The sequence below is a fragment of the Bradyrhizobium sp. Leo170 genome, assembly GCF_004296405.1.
In the GTDB taxonomy this organism is placed as follows: domain Bacteria; phylum Pseudomonadota; class Alphaproteobacteria; order Rhizobiales; family Xanthobacteraceae; genus Bradyrhizobium.
In genome coordinates this window covers 1-14,851 of record NZ_PSRR01000215.1, presented here as the reverse complement: position 1 = coordinate 14,851, position 14,851 = coordinate 1, and the positions used below count along the sequence as shown (strand labels likewise).

Sequence of the window (14,851 nt, the reverse complement as noted above, 5' to 3'; positions counted from 1 at the left end):
TAATAGCGGTCACCGGGGAGAGCACGAAGGAAACCGTTAAAACCATTGCGCAGGGAAGGCCGGCGTTGCTCCGGTTGACCTGTGGTCCTACCCCCGTGCTTTTTGTTGCACGGGGCCCACGGGTGCAATCGGCACCCGGCCTTCCCTGCGCCCTCTCTTTCTCGAGACGGGTGAAATAGACGCAAAGCTCGGGCAGTTCGTGCCGCGAGAATGCGGATGCATACCCACACTCCACCGTCATGCCCGCGAAGGCGGGCATCCAGTATCCGGCAGCCTTCTCGGCTCAAGCACTGCTGCCTCTGGAATACTGGATCGTCCGGTCAAGCCGGACGATGACAACGGAGTGGCTGTTTGGGAGTGGCAGTTTGAAAGTCGAAGCTTGGGGCGCCTCAGCGGTTGAAGAGCTGCCGCAGCACTTCGTTCATCGCCTGACTGTCCTGCGTCTCGCCGCTATCGTTCGGCGGTGGCGGGGGCGCGGATTGGGGCTGCGGCTCGGGCTGCGCCGAGGCCGGGGGGATGCTGCGGCTCGGGCGCGGCGGCTGGGTTCCACCGCTGCTGAGGCCCTGCTGGATCAAATTGCCAATGGTCTCGCCAAGCTGGCCGCCGAGCAGCCCGCCACCTTGGCCGGACTGGCCCTGGCCGTTCGTGCTGCCGCCCTGGGTGCCGGTTCCGCTGCCTTGGCTGCCTTGGCCGCCGCCGAACAGTCCGCCGAGATTGACGCCGTTCGGTCCGAACAGGCCTTTGCCCATCTCGCGCAGCTTGGCATAGGCGGCCTCGGGATTGTCGAGGATGCCCTGCATCTCCGGATAGATGCGTGGGCCATTCCACGGCCCCTCGATCATCACGGGGATGCCGAGGCCGACCGGATCGCTGGTGCGGCCCTGGCCCTCGGTGGTCAGCACCAGCTTCGGCTCGACGCGGAAGCCGATCATCCTGGTGCCGAGGTCGATGGTGCCGACGCCGGTCATCTTCACCAGCGGGCCGATCAAATTGAGATCGGTGGTGACCGCCTGGCCCTTGTCGATCTTGAAGGAGGCCGAGAGCTGGCTCAGATCCGTCGCGAGCTGATCGCCCTCCTGCCAGCCGGACAGCGGGCTCGTCGTCAGCGAGCGGATCATCTGCGCGACGTTGAGGCCGCGGATCGCGCCGTCCCGGAATACGGCGAAGGCCGTGCCGCTCGTATTTCCCATGATCGCGCGCTGGCTGTTGCCGGAGGAGCGCACCGCGATCTTCGCCTGCATCCTGCCGTCGAGCTTGTCGAAATCGGCAAGGCTGCGCAGCAGCGGCAGCGCCCGCACATTGTTGAGATCGGCGCCGAGCGCGTAGGTCGGATTGCTGGTGGAAACATCGATGACGAGATCGCCATTGGCGTTGCCCTCATAAGCGCCGAGATTGGCGAGCCGCGCCTTCAAGATGCCGCTCATCAGCGTCGCCTCGATTGCCGCCGGCGCGAAGCGGCCATCGCCGATGTTGAGCTCGGCCGCGGAAATCTTCGCCTGCGCGTCGACATAATTCAGCCCGATGAGGTCGAACGAGGCGTTGCTCCAGGGCTGGGCGGCCGTGCCCGGCTGGCCGCGCTGCATCGCCACCGACAGCCGCTGGAAGTCGAGATCGAGTTTCACCAGCGGTTTGTTGCTGGCGATATCGACCGAGGCCCAGCCGTTGAACGCGCCGTCGCCGAGCGTGCCGGTGACGCCGTTGAACATCACCACCGTGCCGTTGAGCCGCACCTCGGTTCGCGCCGACAGCGGCGCCTGCAAGAGGCCGGGCGCCTCAAAGGCGATTTCGGTCGGGATATTCTGCCGCTCGATCGGCGCCGCCGGGGCGGTCGCCTTGATCTCGAATTTCAGCGGCTGGCCGCCGCCGCGCGCATTGCCGCCGATGACGATCTTGCGGTCGTTGCCGACGGTCGCATCCGCATTGACGGCTTCGATCCGGCTCTCGACGCGATCGCGCACATTGGAGAACACGATCGTGCCGCCGGTGACGCTGACATGCGCGATGCCGAATTTGGCCTCGCCGGTGCCGGCGGCTGTGCCCTTTGCGGGCGGATTGGGCTCGCGCACGCGCTGCAGCGGCATGGTCAGGATCGGCCGCACGATCAGGAGGTCGGTCACTTGCGGCTGGCCCGACCACAGGCTCGCCAGCGTGACGTCAGCCTGGATGCTGCTTGCAGTCAGGCGGTTGTTGATCTCGCGGTCCTTCGGATCCTGCAGCGCGATATCGTTCAGTGTGATGTTGAGCGACGGCCACAGGCTGATCTTGGCGCCGCCATTGATGGCGAGCCGATAGCCGGTCTCGCGCTCGACCCGGTCCTGGATCGCCGACGTCAGGAAGCTGGAGGGGATGCCGATCACGGCAAGCAGCGCGATGACGACGATCACGGCTCCGATCGCGGCGCCTGCGATTTTCAGTGCTCTCATCTCGACATTCCAGACCGCGCAAACGTCACGCTACTCGCCGCGCCACCGCGCAGCCGGCGCCCCAAGTTTATCCCGGAAACAGGTTTCCGCTCAAAGCGGCCGAAAATAATCCGCCGCAGCTGCAAACATATGTGACTTATGGCACACTTCCATGGGGGTGAATTTTGTTAATCCGGGCTGCAGGCAAGCCGCTCGGGAGGTTGTTGTGGAAGGCATTACAATGAGCAAACAGGCCGAATTTGCGGTCATTTTGAAGATGAACCCGATGTTCGCCGATTTGGGGGCGAACGAATTGCAGCGGCTTGCGGGCCTTTGTCACACCCAGCACGTCCAGGCGGGCGAGGTACTGTTCCAGAAGGGCGATGCCGGTGATGCCCTGTTCGGAGTCCGGCGCGGCCAGATCCGCATCGAGACCGGCGCCTCCGACGGCAACCGGTTGACGCTCAACTTCATGGGCCCCGGCGACCTCTTTGGCGAGGTCGCCGTCCTCGACGGTCAGGACCGCACCGCGGACGCAACTGCCGGTGAAGCAAGCGAATTGTTCGTGCTGCGCCGCGAGGATTTTCTCTCCTTCCTCGAGCGCGAGCCGAAGGTTGCCGTGAAGCTGATCGAGCTGCTCTGCCAGCGCATCCGCTGGATGAGCGAGCGGATGGAGGAATCGGTGCAGCAACCCTTGCCGGTCCGCCTCGCCAAGCGGCTCTGCGCGCTGGCGTCGGACTCCGGTTCCGAAGTCCACATTTCGCAGGAACAGCTCGGCATCGTCGTCGGCGCCGCGCGTGAAAGCGTCAACCGGCAACTCCAGCTCTGGCGCAAGGACGGTATTCTGGATCTGCAGCGCGGGCGGATCCTCTTGCACGACATGCCCAAGCTGACCGCGATGGCGAGGAATGAGTAGAACTACTCCGCTGCTGGCGAGACCATCGTCGGCGGCTGCTTGGCCGGCGGCTCGCCGTGGTGACCGGAGGGCGGTTCCTCGTCGGCGTGCGACACGATCAGCCGCTTGCCGAAGCGCCAGATCACGTTGCCGACGTCGTCCATCACCATGAACATTGCCGGCACGAACACCAGCGACAGCACCGTCGAGAACAACAGGCCGCCGATCACGGCGAGCGCCATCGGCGAGCGGAATTCGCCGCCGGCGCCGACCGCCAGCGCGCTCGGCATCATGCCGGCCACCATGGCAACGGTCGTCATCACGATCGGGCGCGCCCGCTTCATGCCGGCGTCGATCATCGCTTCCTCGCGCCGCTGGCCGGCGCGGATCGCCTCGATGGCGAATTCCACCAGCATGATCGCGTTCTTGGTGACGATGCCCATCAGCATCAGGATGCCGATCCAGACCGGCGTGGTGAGCTGCTTGCCGGTGAGCAGCAACGCAGCGATCGCGCCGCCGATCGAGAGTGGCAGCGAGAACAGGATGGTGATCGGCTGCAGGAAGGTGCCGAACAGCAGCACCAGCACGGCATAGACCATCATCAGGCCGGCGGTGATCGCGGTGGCGAAGCCATCCGAAAGCTCGTTGAGGCTTTCGGCGTCACCCGACGGGCTCACCTTGACGCCCTTCGGCAGGCTCTTCATCACCGGCAGTTCATAGATCTGCTTGGTGGCATCGCCGAGCGCGGCGTTGCCGACGAGGTCGGCCGCGACCGTGGCCTGCCGCTCGCGGTCGTAGCGGTTGATGCTGGTCGGGCCCTGGTCGAGCTGGATGTCAGCGACAACAGACAGCGGCACGCCGCCGCGTTCGCCGCGCTGGCCGAGCGGCACGCGCAATTGCTGCAGCATCTGCAGGTCGCTGCGCGCGCCATCCTCGAGCTGGACGCGGATCGGCACCTGGCGGTCGCCGGCATCGAATTTTGCCAGCGCCGGGCCGACATCGCCGATGGTCGCCACGCGGATCGTCTGCGACAGGCTCTCGGTGGAGACGCCGAGCCGCGCCGCCAGTTCGGAGCGTGGGCGGATGCGCAGTTCGGGACGATCGAGCGCGGTTTCCGAGATCACGTTGGCGATGATCGGGATCCGCTTCATCTGCGTCGCCAGCTCGCTTGCGACATTGTTGACGATGTTGCTGTCGACGCCGGTCACGACCAGCGAGATCGCGCGAAGGCCGTTCTCGTCGAGGAACCAGTAGCGAATGTCAGGGACGTTCTCGAGCTCGTTGCTGATGGAGAGCTCGAGTTCGCGCTGGGTGATCTTGCGCTCGTTCTTCGGCGTGTAGTTGATGATGAGCGCGGCGCGCCGCACTTCCTGCGTGCCCGGCGGAACCCGGCCCCCGTCGACGAATATGCTTCTCACCTCCGGCCGCTTGCGCAGGCGCGCGACGATCTCTTCCGTCACCTTCTCGGTCTGCGCAAGCTGCGAGCCCGGCGGCAGCTCCATCGCCAGCAGCGAGCGCGCGGTGTCCTGCGCCGGCAGGAATCCCTGCGGCAACAGCTTGATGCTCCAGATCGATGCCGCGAAGACGGCAAAGCCGATCACCACCGTGATGTAATGATGCTTCACCGACCAGGTGACCAGGCTGTGATAGGTCCGCAGCACCCGACCCGGCGGCGGTTCCTCGTGCGCCTGATGCTTGAGGAAATAAGCAGCCAGCATCGGCGTGACGAAGCGCGCTGCAAGCAGCGAGAAGAACACCTGCACCGACACCGTAATGCCGAACTGCTTGAAGAACTGGCCGGCGATGCCCGACATGAAACTCGCGGGCGCGAAGATCGCTATGATGGTAAGCGAGATCGCGATCACCGCAAGCCCGATTTCGTCGGCTGCTTCCAGCGCGGCGCGGTAGGGCGATTTGCCCATGCGCATGTGGCGCACGATATTCTCGATCTCGACGATGGCATCGTCGACAAGGATGCCGGTCGAGAGCGTGATGGCCAGGAAGCTGACGAGGTTGAGCGAAAAGCCCAGAAGGTCCATCGCCCAGAACGCCGGGAAGATCGATAGCGGCAGCGAGACCGCGGCGATGATGGTGGCGCGGAGGTCGCGCAGGAACAACAGCACGATGATGACGGCGAGGATCGCGCCCTCGAACAAGGTCGAGATCGCCGCCTCATAATTGCCCTTGGTGAATTCGACCGAGGTGTCGATCAGCTTGAAATCGACATCGGGGTAGGCGGCCTTCAGCGCATCGATCCGTTTCTGCACCGCGGCGGCGACCACCACATCGCTCGCGCCCTTGGAGCGCTTGATGCCGAGCGCGACCACCGGCTCGCCGTTGAAGCGGGCGAAGGTGCGGCGGTCGGCGATGGTGTCGGTCACCGTGCCGAGATCATCGAGCCGCACCTCTCCGCCGCCGAACAGCGGGATCATGGTGCCGGCGAGTTCGTTCAGCGTCCTGGCGCCGGCGAGTGTGCGGATTGCTTGGTCATTCTTGCCGATCTCGGCGCGGCCGCCGGCGAGGTCGACATTGGTGCCGCGCAGGATCTGGCTGACATTGACGGCGGTCAGCCCCGCCGCCTGCAGCCGGTCGGGATCGAGCGAAACCAGGATTTCGCGCTCGACACCGCCGATGCGCTCGACCTGGGCGACGCCGCGCACGCCCTGCAGTGCGCGCTTGACCACGTCGTCGACGAAATAGGAAAGCTGCTCCGGCGTCTTGCCGGGTGAGATCGCGGCGTAGGTGACGATCGGCAGGCCGATGACGTCGACGCGCTGGATCAGCGGCTCGGTGACGTTTTGCGGCAGGTTGGCGCGGACGCGGGTGACAGCATCCTTGACGTCGTTCAGCGCGCGGTCGGTATTGGTCTCCAGCGCGAACTGGATCGTGGTCACTGAGAGGCCGTCGGTGATCGAAGAGGAGATGTGGCGCCCGCCCTCGACGCCAGAGACGCCGTCTTCGATCGTCTTGGTGACCTGCGCTTCCAGTTCCGACGGTGCTGCGCCGAACTGCGACACCGCAACCGAGATCACGGGGATATCGGCGCTCGGCAGCCGCGTCACCGCAAGCTTGGTGAAGGAGACCCAGCCCAGCACCAGCAGGATGATCGAGAAGACGATCGACGGCAGCGGGTTCCGGATCGACCAAGCCGAGATATTCAAAGCCATTAGCGTGTCCGCGTGCGCTCGAGTTCGTCGGCGAACATGATCTTGATCTGGTCGCCGTCATGCAGCGAGGTGCCAGCATCGGCGACGACGGTTTCGCCGACGTCGAGGCCCTCAAGGATTTCCGTTGACGTGTCCGAGGTCAGCCCGACCCGCACTTTTCGCGTCTCGATCGTGTTGCCCTTGACGACCTGCAAGGTGAGGCGGTCGATCGCAGTGCGCGGAACGGCGACGCCGCAAGAGCGCTTGGCGTCGATATTGGCGCGGGCGAACATGCCGACCTTCAGCGAGGGATTGTTGGTGAGGGATATCCTGACACGGCCGAGTTGGGTGTTGCGGTCGATCTGCGGCGAGATCTGCCGCACCTTGCCGACCATGTCGGGCGCATCGTCGCGGCTGATCCGGACGGTTGCGCCCGGATTGAGCTTCAGCAGGTGAATGCTCGGCACCTCGGCTTCCAGCTCGATCTCGTTGTTGATCGCGATCCGGAACATTGGTCCGGCCTGCGGCGAGGCTGGGGCGCCGACGGCGGTCCGCACCTCCGTGACCAGGCCCGCGGCCGGTGCGCGCAGGGAAAGCGATGCTGCGCGTCCGCCGCCCTGGGCTGTCTGTTGCTGTTGCTGCGGCGGCGGGGTCAGCCGTGCCAGTTCCTGGTTCTCGGTCACGGTGTCGCCCTCACGGACAAAGACATCGGTGACCTTGGAGCCCTCCTGATCGACGCCGACCTGCGCTTCGCGACGCGGCACGATATAGCCGGTGACGCGGACCATGTCGGAGAAGCAGGCATTGGTGGATTTGGTGACGACGACGAGCGCCTGGCCTGGCGTCTCCTTCTCCTCCGGACGCGGGCGATGCTCGAACCAGTAGTAGCCGGCGCCAAGTGCGACGACAAAAACTGTTCCGAGCACAGGCTTTAGGTATTCGGAGAATTTCATCGCCGGATCGATCCAGACCTGAAGTTTAGCTGAAGCAGAACGCTTCGAATTGTTTGAAGTCTATTGCTAAAACAAATGCGTCCCGCAGGGGTGCGAGACGCATCTTACCCTTAAAATACCACGTGGCGCTACGCCATGTACCTGAACGGGCTACTTGGACGCGGTTGCCTTGTTTTCCATGTTCACGACCTGCACGCGGCGGTTCGCTTCCGCCAGCGGCTGGCTCGGATCCTTCAGCTTGCTCTTGCCGTAGCCGACGGTGACGAGGTCGGAACCGTTGATGCCATATTTGTCGACGAGGTAGCGCTTGATCGCCTCGGCGCGGCGCTCGGACAGGTCCTGGTTGAAGGCCTCGCCGCCAGCGGCGTCGGTGTGGCCGGCCACGACGAAGGTCGAGCCCTTCAGGTCGGCATTGGTCAGAGCGCGGCCCAAGGCCTGCACGGACGGCAGCGACCTGGCGTTGATCTGGGCCGAGTTGTAGTCGAAGTTGATTTCCAGATCGATCTTGGGCTTGTCTTGGACGATGGTCGCGATCTCCTCGCGCTCGGCCGACGACAGCGAGCGGGTGGAGCGGCCGCGGATGGTCTGCACGAACTTGTCTTCGGCGGGGTTTGCGGCCGGCTCGACCTTCGGTCCGATCGACAGGCCGCGGGTCAACGGCTTCTTCTCCGGCGTCAGCGCCCTGAGGATCTGCTCTTCGGTGACATTGTCGCCGGCTCGGGCGGCCACCATGCCAAGGGCAAGCGTAGCGCTGATCGTTGCAACCGAAAGCATCGCAGCAAGATTCTTCTTCGCAGTGATGTCGAACATTGTCAGCCCTCTTGCGCCGTTCGCGCGGTTTCAAATCAATTTGCCAAATCACTGCCGGTTGCTTGATCCCGGCCCATCTTAAATTCTTAGTCTAGCACCTCCACCCGAGGTTCGAGGCCGGACGGAACTACCTATCCAAATTATCGTCACTGCACGCCATAATCGGCGAATTCCTTGACGATGTTCGGGTCCATCGCCTTGGCGTTGGTGATGTCCAGATCCCCTTCTGCGACCGAGCCGTTACGCTTCTTGGCAAGCCCGCGCCCGTAGAGGGAGGATGTCAATCTGGGGTTCAGCTTCAGCGCCGCATCGAAATCGGAAATGGCGTTCTTGGTCTGCCCGCTCTTCAGATTCAAAAGGCCGCGGCTGTCGAGAGCATCGACGAAATTCGGGCGCAGCCGCAGCGCCTCGTTGCAGTCCTTCAGCGCAGCCTGCAGATCGCCGATGACGGTGCGGGCCCAGCAGCGGTTGTTGTAGGCCTCGACATCCTTGGGGTTTAATCGAAGCGAATTGTTGAAGTCCTTGATCGCGAGGTCGTAGGCGCCCTTGCTGGCATAGACCTGGCCGCGGCGGTAAAGCGCGGCCGCATCATCCGGGTTGTCGTTGAGCCGGGCCGTCAGGGTCTTGATGGTCGGATCATCGGCCAACGTGTCGGCCGGCTTCGGGGTCGGCGTTGGCGGCGTGGCGATGTCCACCGGGCGCGGCGTCGTCGGTGGCGGCAGTGGCAACTGCTCGGATGGCGGCGGCGCCGCGGTGGTGGTCTGCGTGGGAGGAGCGGGGGGCGGCGACGGTGGGGCAGGTGGCGCCGGCGGGGCGACCGCCGTCTGAGCCGGCGGTGGCGGCGGAGGTTCAGGCGGCGGCGGGCTCTGCGGCCGCGCCGCTGAACCCGGAATGAAAGAGAAATCTTCCGCCAGCGAAGACGAAATCCACGGCACCTGCTCGCTGCGCGAGGCGCGGGTGACACCGACACGGGTGCGGTTCAGCGTCTCCTCCGCCATCAGGTCGGGGGTCCGGATTTCCTTGAGCAATTCCCGCACGAACAGGCTGTGGTCGCTGCCATTGTCCGAGATCACGGACGACAGCGCCGCCGAATACATCACCAGCGTTCCGTTCGGCGCGATCACCGGCGCGAGGCCGGCTGAAAAGCTGCGGAATCGGCGCTCGAACGGGTTACGCCTGGAAGCATCGATCAAAGCGATCTTGACCCCGGCGCCGCGGCTGTTGATCTCGCCGAGGACCGTCTCGAGGCTGAAACCGTCGCGGCGGACGTCGGCCTCGCTCCAGATCTGGGCGTCGATCGGGATCATGTAGCTCTGGCGGCTGGACTGGATACCATAACCCGAGAAGAACAAGAGGACGACCGAACCGGGCTTGATCTTAGCGTAGAGCCGATCGAAGGCATGCCGCATTTGTTCGCCGGTTAAATTTTCTCCGATGTCCACGCTGAAGCCGTCGCGCTTGAGCTCGTCGGCAACATCGCGCGCATCATTGATCGGCTCCTTCAGCGGCGCATCCGCGTCCGGATATTTGGCGTTGCCGATCACCAGGGCAAAACGGTCGCCCGCAGCGAAGGAGGGGGCGGTCGAGGCGATGGCGAAAATCAATGTGAGGAGTAAAGCAAAGCGGATGTTCATAGTCGCGGCAGTCCAGCCAAAAAGACGCCGATCCCGGTCTGCGCCGCGGCGACCTTACTCTACGCAACCGGCATTATCAAACCGCGCCTATAGGCCGTCAACCACTTGCGCTGTCATCGTTAATTGCGACAATCAAGCGCGAAGCGGCGGCTTCCGGCAGGGAAAATGAAGCGCGGCTGTTCCGGCGGCAGAGCTGGTTCCGTCGACGACGCCGTGACACCCTCTCACTGTGACACCCTCTCACTATGACACTCACATTGGCTCGCACGATCCCGTCATGCAGCCGCAGCAGGCTTGTAAGGTTTGACCTTTGCCGATGACAATGGCTTGCTTGCCGCGCAAGCGGCCACCTAACAAGAAAAGCGAAGCCAATGGGAAATGCCTACGAGATCTATGCACTGCGCTATGCGACGATGTCGCCGCGCACCCCGAACATGAACTTTCTTGCGCCCGATCCGCATGAGACCACGGCGCAGGACCTCGACTACTTCGTCTGGCTCGTTCGGGGAGCTGGCCGCGACATCCTGGTCGATACCGGCTTCAACGCCGAGGAGGCCAAGCTGCGCGCCCGCAAGCTGACGCTCAATCCGGTCGATGCGCTCGATCGCTTTGGCGTTTCGGCAGCATCGATCCGGGACGTGATCGTCACTCACCTGCATTACGACCACGCCGGCAATCTCGATCGCTTCCCGAACGCGCGCTTCCATTTGCAGGAACGCGAGATGAGCTACGCGACCGGACGGTGCATGTGCAACGGCATGCTGCGGCACCCTTTCTCCGTGGAACATGTGACGCTGATGGTTCGCCACGTGTATGGCGAGCGCGTCACGTTCCACTCTGGAGATGGTGAGGTCGCGCCTGGAATCACCGTGCACCGTGTCGGCGGCCATTCCGACGGCCTGCAGGTGGTGCGGGTCGAGACCGCGCGCGGTCCTGTGGTGCTGGCATCCGACGCCGCGCATTACTACGCCAATCTGCAGAAGCGCAGCCCATTCCCGATCGTCTACAACATCGGCGACATGGCGATCGGCTGGGAAACCGTCGAGCGGCTCGCCGGGCATCCCGATCGTTTTATCCCGGGGCATGATCCAATCGTCGCCGAGATCTATCCGCGCGCGAGCGACAAGGTCGACGCCTTTGCGCTGCATCTGGCGCCGTCGCGCTCGTTTGCGAAGTAGGGCAGTAGCGGTGCCGGCTTGCGAAACATATCGATCCGCAGCAGCCGGCTCAGCCGTCATTGCGAGCGAAGCGAAGCAATCTATCGCTCCATGCGCGGAAGCATGGATTGCTTCGTCGCTTCGCTCCTCGCAATGACGGTGAGAAGTCGGCTAATACGCTTCTTTTGCGTCCGCCTCTTCGCTGGTCTGCACCAGCTCAAGGCTGTGCTCGATCTTGCCGAGCAGTTTTCCGAGTTGCCGCCGCTCCTGCGCGGACAGGCATGAAAAAATCGCCTGCTCCCTTCGAAGCAGGCGCGGAATCAATTCCTCGTACAGCGCCTTGCCCTTGCGGGTGAGTTGCAGGCGGAATTCGCGGCGATCATCGGCATTCTCCACGCGTTCGATGATCTGCCGTTCCATCAGCGTGGTGACGGCGCGGCTGATGGTGGACTTATGTGTCCGCGTGCAATCGGCGATATACTGTGCACTGCAGGCTTCGCGGCGGAAGCCGAGCGTCGCCAGTACGCGCCATGAGGGAATGTCGAGCCCGTAGCGCGTCTGATACTCGGCGGAAAGCGCCGAACTCACTTCCGCCGCCAATCGGTTCAGGCGGAACGGCATGAAGTGGAAGAGGTCGAGCCTTTTCTTGGCCGCGGCGTCCTCTTGCGGCGAGACCGAGTCCAGTTCGGATCGCGCCGCCGCCATGTCGTCGCTCGAAACCGATTTCGTCAAAATGCCTCCGAGAGGGAGTTGACGGCGGTGCCGTCAGGGAGTTTAAGATCGTTGCAAGTGAGACTAATTTAACAGGCTCACGAGGAAGCGACAAGGGTTTGAGCGGATGGCGCAGGCCAAGACCAACACCCAGTTCGGCTATCGCAGGCATCCCGACCAGGATCGGGTGGCAGCCGATACGGCTGAATATCCGGTCGTGGTGGTCGGGGCGGGCCCCGTCGGGCTGTCGCTCGCAATCGATCTCGCTCAGCGCGGACAACCGGTGGTGCTGCTCGACGACGCCGACCGGATCGGCGAAGGCTCGCGCGCGATCTGCTTCTCGAAGCGCTCGCTGGAATTCTGGGACCGGCTTGGCGTCGGCGACCGCATGGTCGAGAAGGGCGTGGTGTGGAGTGTCGGCAAGATCTTCCACGGCGCCTCGCAGCTCTATCAGTTCAACCTGTTGCCGGAGGCCGGCCACAAGCGGCCGGCCTTCATCAACCTGCAGCAATTCTACGCCGAGGCCTATCTGGTCGATCGCGTGGGCGAGTTGCCTGCGATCGACCTGCGCTGGCGCAACAAGGTGATCGCGCTGGAGAGCCGCAACGATGGCGTGTCGCTGACGATCGAGACGCCGGAGGGTGCCTACAGGATCCGCGCTTCCTTCGTGATCGCCTGTGACGGTGCGCGCTCGTCGCTGCGCAAATTGGTCGGCGCGGAATTTGCCGGCCAGGTGTTCGAGGATCAGTTCCTGATCGCCGACGTCAAGATGACTGCGGCGTTCCCGACCGAGCGCTGGTTCTGGTTCGACCCGCCGTTCCATGCCGGACGCTCGGCGCTGTTGCACAAGCAGCCGGACGATGTCTGGCGGATCGATCTGCAACTCCATCCGGAGGCAGACCCGGTGCACGAAAAGAAGCCGGAAAATGTGCGGCTGCGGATCGCGCGCATGCTCGGCCACGACAAGTTCGAGTTCGAGTGGATCTCGCTCTACAAATTCCAGTGCCGGCGGATGGACAAGTTCATCCACGGCCGCGTGATCTTTGCCGGCGACGCCGCGCACCAGGTCTCGCCCTTCGGCGCGCGCGGCGCCAATTCCGGGCTAGAGGACGCCGAGAATCTGTCGTGGAAACTCGACCGCGCGCTGCGCGGGACTTCGCCGGAATCGCTGCTCGAGAGCTATCACATCGAGCGCAGCGCAGCGGCGGACGAGAACATCCGCGAGTCCACCCGCTCCACCGATTTCATGGCGCCAAGCTCGCGGCAGGAGGCGCGGCTGCGCCAGGCGGTGCTGGCGCTGGCGAAGGAGACCGAATTCGGCAAGCGCATGGTCAATGGCGGGCGATTGTCCGTGCCGTCGGTTTACGACACGCCGCTCTCCACGCAGGACTGTGACGCATGGCGCGGCGGGCCGCGGCCGGGCGCTTCAATGCTGGATGCGCCGATCGCCGGACGTAACGGCAATCCGCAGTTCCTGACCGAGGCGTTTATCGGCGCGGGAACGCGGTTTGCGCTGCTGGAGTTTGGTAATGGGGCCGCAGTGGGTGTGCCCGATGGCATCAAGGCCATCCGCATCGGTGGCGACGATGGTTTTGCCGATGCCGCCGGTCTCGCCGGCAAGCGCTACGACGCCGAACCCGGCACCGCCTATCTCCTGCGGCCCGACGGCTATGTTGCCGCGCGCTTCCGTCACCCGACGCGGCCGCTGTTAGAGGCGGCGCTGGCGCGGGCGTCGGGAATGAACTGAGGTGCTGTGATGGCGCTGTCGACCAGTTCGAACTTCGCAAAGCCGGACGATGCCTTCCGCGCCATCGTCGAGGCGCATCGCGGCCTGACGGATGCGCAGAGCGCCGATCTCGACGCCGTGCTGGTGCTCGTGCTCGCCAACCATATCGGCGACATCGACGTGCTGCACGAGGCGATCGCGCTCGCCAAGCGGCGGATGCTGGAGGCGAGCCAGCAGCAACAACAGCAGCAACAATAACGAGGACACCCGATGGCCAAAGGCTTTGCGTCCACCACGGATCTCGCGGAGAAGAAGATCACCTTCTCCGAGATCGGCACCGATCTCTATGCCTTCACCGCCGAGGGCGATCCCAACACCGCCGTGATCGTCGGCGACGACGGCTGCCTCGTGTTCGACGCGCAGGCGACGCCGGCGATGGCGAACAAGGTGATCGAGCGCGTACGCACCGTGACCGACAAGCCGATCAAATATGTCGTGCTGTCGCATTATCACGCGGTGCGCGTGCTGGGGGCTTCCGCCTACAAGGCGCAAGGCATCGTCGCTTCGCAGGAGACGTACCGCCTGATCGAGGAACGCGGCCAGCAGGATTGGGATTCGGAGTATGGCCGCTTTCCGCGCCTGTTCCAGGACGCGCAGAGCATTCCCGGCCTGACCTGGCCGACGCTGACCTTCGAAGGAGAGATGTCGATCTATCTCGGCAAGCGCGAGGTGCGGCTGATGCAGCTCGGCGCAGGACATACGTCGGGCGATATCGTGGCCTGGGTGCCCGATGCCGAGGTGATGTTCTCAGGCGATCTCATCGAATATCACTCGGCTTGCTATTGCGGCGATGCGCATTTGCGCGAATGGCCGATGACGCTGAACGAGATCCGCGCCTTCAACCCGAAGGCGATCGCGCCGGGCCGCGGCGATGCGTTGAAAGGCCTTGCCACCGGTCGCGAGGCGATCGCGATGACACGTGATTTCGTCACGACGCTCTACGGCGCTGCTGAAGCAGCGGTGGCAAAAGGGCGCACGCTGAAGGAGACGATGGCGGCGACGCGCGACGTGATGGATCCGAAATTCTCGACCTTCGCGATCTACGAGCATTGCCTGCCGTTCAACGTCTCGCGCGCCTATGACGAGGCGTCCGGGATCGACGATCCCGTGATCTGGACCGACAAGCGCGACCGCGAAATGTGGGCCGCCCTGCAAGGAGGAGGATGACCATGAACATCAACACCTCGCCTGATGCGATCGGCAAGAGCTCCGCGCAAATCACGCCGGGCTACATGTCCGGTTTCGGCAACAGCTTTGAGACCGAGGCCCTGCCCGGCGCGCTGCCGGTCGGGCGCAACTCGCCGCAGCGCTGCGCCTACGGGCTCTATGCCGAGCAGCTCTCCGGCTCGCCCTTCAC

General features: G+C 64.1%; 13 protein-coding genes. 6 read left to right on the top strand and 7 right to left on the bottom strand.

The window, feature by feature from the left end; genetic code table 11:
* Both CWO89_RS47160 and CWO89_RS28855 read right to left on the bottom strand, forming a co-directional pair.
* On the bottom strand, positions 1-259 hold a 259-nt coding region (locus tag CWO89_RS47160; RefSeq protein ID WP_207234592.1), incomplete at its 3' end, for a hypothetical protein.
* A 130-nt stretch (positions 260-389) separates the two neighbouring features.
* Positions 390-2,423, bottom strand: coding sequence for an AsmA family protein (locus CWO89_RS28855; protein WP_130581984.1), 2,034 nt, complete (start codon positions 2,421-2,423; stop codon positions 390-392).
* A gap of 220 nt (positions 2,424-2,643) precedes the next feature.
* Here CWO89_RS28855 and CWO89_RS28850 point away from each other — a divergent pair, with 220 nt between their 5' ends.
* Positions 2,644-3,318 carry a Crp/Fnr family transcriptional regulator gene (locus tag CWO89_RS28850; RefSeq protein WP_130581983.1) on the top strand — a complete coding sequence of 225 codons (675 nt, stop codon included), beginning with the start codon at positions 2,644-2,646 and terminating at the stop codon, positions 3,316-3,318.
* A gap of 2 nt (positions 3,319-3,320) precedes the next feature.
* Here CWO89_RS28850 and CWO89_RS28845 read toward each other — a convergent pair whose 3' ends face one another.
* The 4 genes from CWO89_RS28845 to CWO89_RS28830 form a co-directional block, all read right to left on the bottom strand.
* Positions 3,321-6,464: an efflux RND transporter permease subunit gene (locus CWO89_RS28845; protein ID WP_130581982.1), complete on the bottom strand. Its 3,144-nt coding sequence runs from the start codon at positions 6,462-6,464 to the stop codon at positions 3,321-3,323.
* A complete protein-coding gene (locus tag CWO89_RS28840; protein ID WP_130581981.1) occupies positions 6,464-7,396 on the bottom strand; it encodes an efflux RND transporter periplasmic adaptor subunit in 933 nt (310 codons plus the stop codon). The genes CWO89_RS28845 and CWO89_RS28840 overlap by 1 nt, the downstream gene beginning before the upstream one ends.
* A gap of 150 nt (positions 7,397-7,546) precedes the next feature.
* Complete coding sequence (locus tag CWO89_RS28835) at positions 7,547-8,206, bottom strand: OmpA family protein (RefSeq protein ID WP_130581980.1); 660 nt, start codon at positions 8,204-8,206, stop codon at positions 7,547-7,549.
* Positions 8,207-8,352: 146 nt separating this feature from the next.
* Positions 8,353-9,840, bottom strand: coding sequence for a caspase family protein (locus tag CWO89_RS28830; protein WP_130581979.1), 1,488 nt, complete (start codon positions 9,838-9,840; stop codon positions 8,353-8,355).
* A gap of 371 nt (positions 9,841-10,211) precedes the next feature.
* Between CWO89_RS28830 and CWO89_RS28825 the strand changes: the two genes are divergently transcribed.
* Positions 10,212-11,018, top strand: a complete 807-nt coding sequence (locus CWO89_RS28825) for an N-acyl homoserine lactonase family protein (RefSeq protein WP_130581978.1) — start codon at positions 10,212-10,214, stop codon at positions 11,016-11,018.
* A gap of 150 nt (positions 11,019-11,168) precedes the next feature.
* Here CWO89_RS28825 and CWO89_RS28820 read toward each other — a convergent pair whose 3' ends face one another.
* Entirely contained in the window at positions 11,169-11,702 is a 534-nt protein-coding gene (locus CWO89_RS28820) for a MarR family winged helix-turn-helix transcriptional regulator (protein WP_130581985.1), read from the bottom strand.
* A gap of 133 nt (positions 11,703-11,835) precedes the next feature.
* Here CWO89_RS28820 and CWO89_RS28815 point away from each other — a divergent pair, with 133 nt between their 5' ends.
* The 4 genes from CWO89_RS28815 to CWO89_RS28800 form a co-directional block, all read left to right on the top strand.
* Positions 11,836-13,455: an FAD-dependent oxidoreductase gene (locus CWO89_RS28815; protein ID WP_130581977.1), complete on the top strand. Its 1,620-nt coding sequence runs from the start codon at positions 11,836-11,838 to the stop codon at positions 13,453-13,455.
* A 9-nt stretch (positions 13,456-13,464) separates the two neighbouring features.
* On the top strand, positions 13,465-13,692 hold the full coding sequence (locus CWO89_RS28810; RefSeq protein ID WP_130581976.1) for a DUF2783 domain-containing protein: 228 nt from the start codon (positions 13,465-13,467) through the stop codon (positions 13,690-13,692).
* A 12-nt stretch (positions 13,693-13,704) separates the two neighbouring features.
* A complete protein-coding gene (locus tag CWO89_RS28805; RefSeq protein ID WP_130581975.1) occupies positions 13,705-14,661 on the top strand; it encodes an MBL fold metallo-hydrolase in 957 nt (318 codons plus the stop codon).
* 2 nt (positions 14,662-14,663) lie between these two features.
* Positions 14,664-14,851: homogentisate 1,2-dioxygenase (locus CWO89_RS28800; RefSeq protein WP_130581974.1), on the top strand; the 188-nt coding region annotated here is incomplete at its 3' end.

What these genes read in the sequence shown, in the direction of transcription:
- CWO89_RS28855 (WP_130581984.1), bottom strand. Translation starts at nt 2,423, where the DNA reads ATGAGAGCACTGAAAATCGCAGGCGCCGCGATCGGAGCCGTGATCGTC.
- CWO89_RS28850 (WP_130581983.1), top strand. Translation starts at nt 2,644, where the DNA reads ATGAGCAAACAGGCCGAATTTGCGGTCATTTTGAAGATGAACCCGATG.
- CWO89_RS28845 (WP_130581982.1), bottom strand. Translation starts at nt 6,464, where the DNA reads ATGGCTTTGAATATCTCGGCTTGGTCGATCCGGAACCCGCTGCCGTCG.
- CWO89_RS28840 (WP_130581981.1), bottom strand. Translation starts at nt 7,396, where the DNA reads ATGAAATTCTCCGAATACCTAAAGCCTGTGCTCGGAACAGTTTTTGTC.
- CWO89_RS28835 (WP_130581980.1), bottom strand. Translation starts at nt 8,206, where the DNA reads ATGTTCGACATCACTGCGAAGAAGAATCTTGCTGCGATGCTTTCGGTT.
- CWO89_RS28830 (WP_130581979.1), bottom strand. Translation starts at nt 9,840, where the DNA reads ATGAACATCCGCTTTGCTTTACTCCTCACATTGATTTTCGCCATCGCC.
- CWO89_RS28825 (WP_130581978.1), top strand. Translation starts at nt 10,212, where the DNA reads ATGGGAAATGCCTACGAGATCTATGCACTGCGCTATGCGACGATGTCG.
- CWO89_RS28820 (WP_130581985.1), bottom strand. Translation starts at nt 11,702, where the DNA reads ATGGCGGCGGCGCGATCCGAACTGGACTCGGTCTCGCCGCAAGAGGAC.
- CWO89_RS28815 (WP_130581977.1), top strand. Translation starts at nt 11,836, where the DNA reads ATGGCGCAGGCCAAGACCAACACCCAGTTCGGCTATCGCAGGCATCCC.
- CWO89_RS28810 (WP_130581976.1), top strand. Translation starts at nt 13,465, where the DNA reads ATGGCGCTGTCGACCAGTTCGAACTTCGCAAAGCCGGACGATGCCTTC.
- CWO89_RS28805 (WP_130581975.1), top strand. Translation starts at nt 13,705, where the DNA reads ATGGCCAAAGGCTTTGCGTCCACCACGGATCTCGCGGAGAAGAAGATC.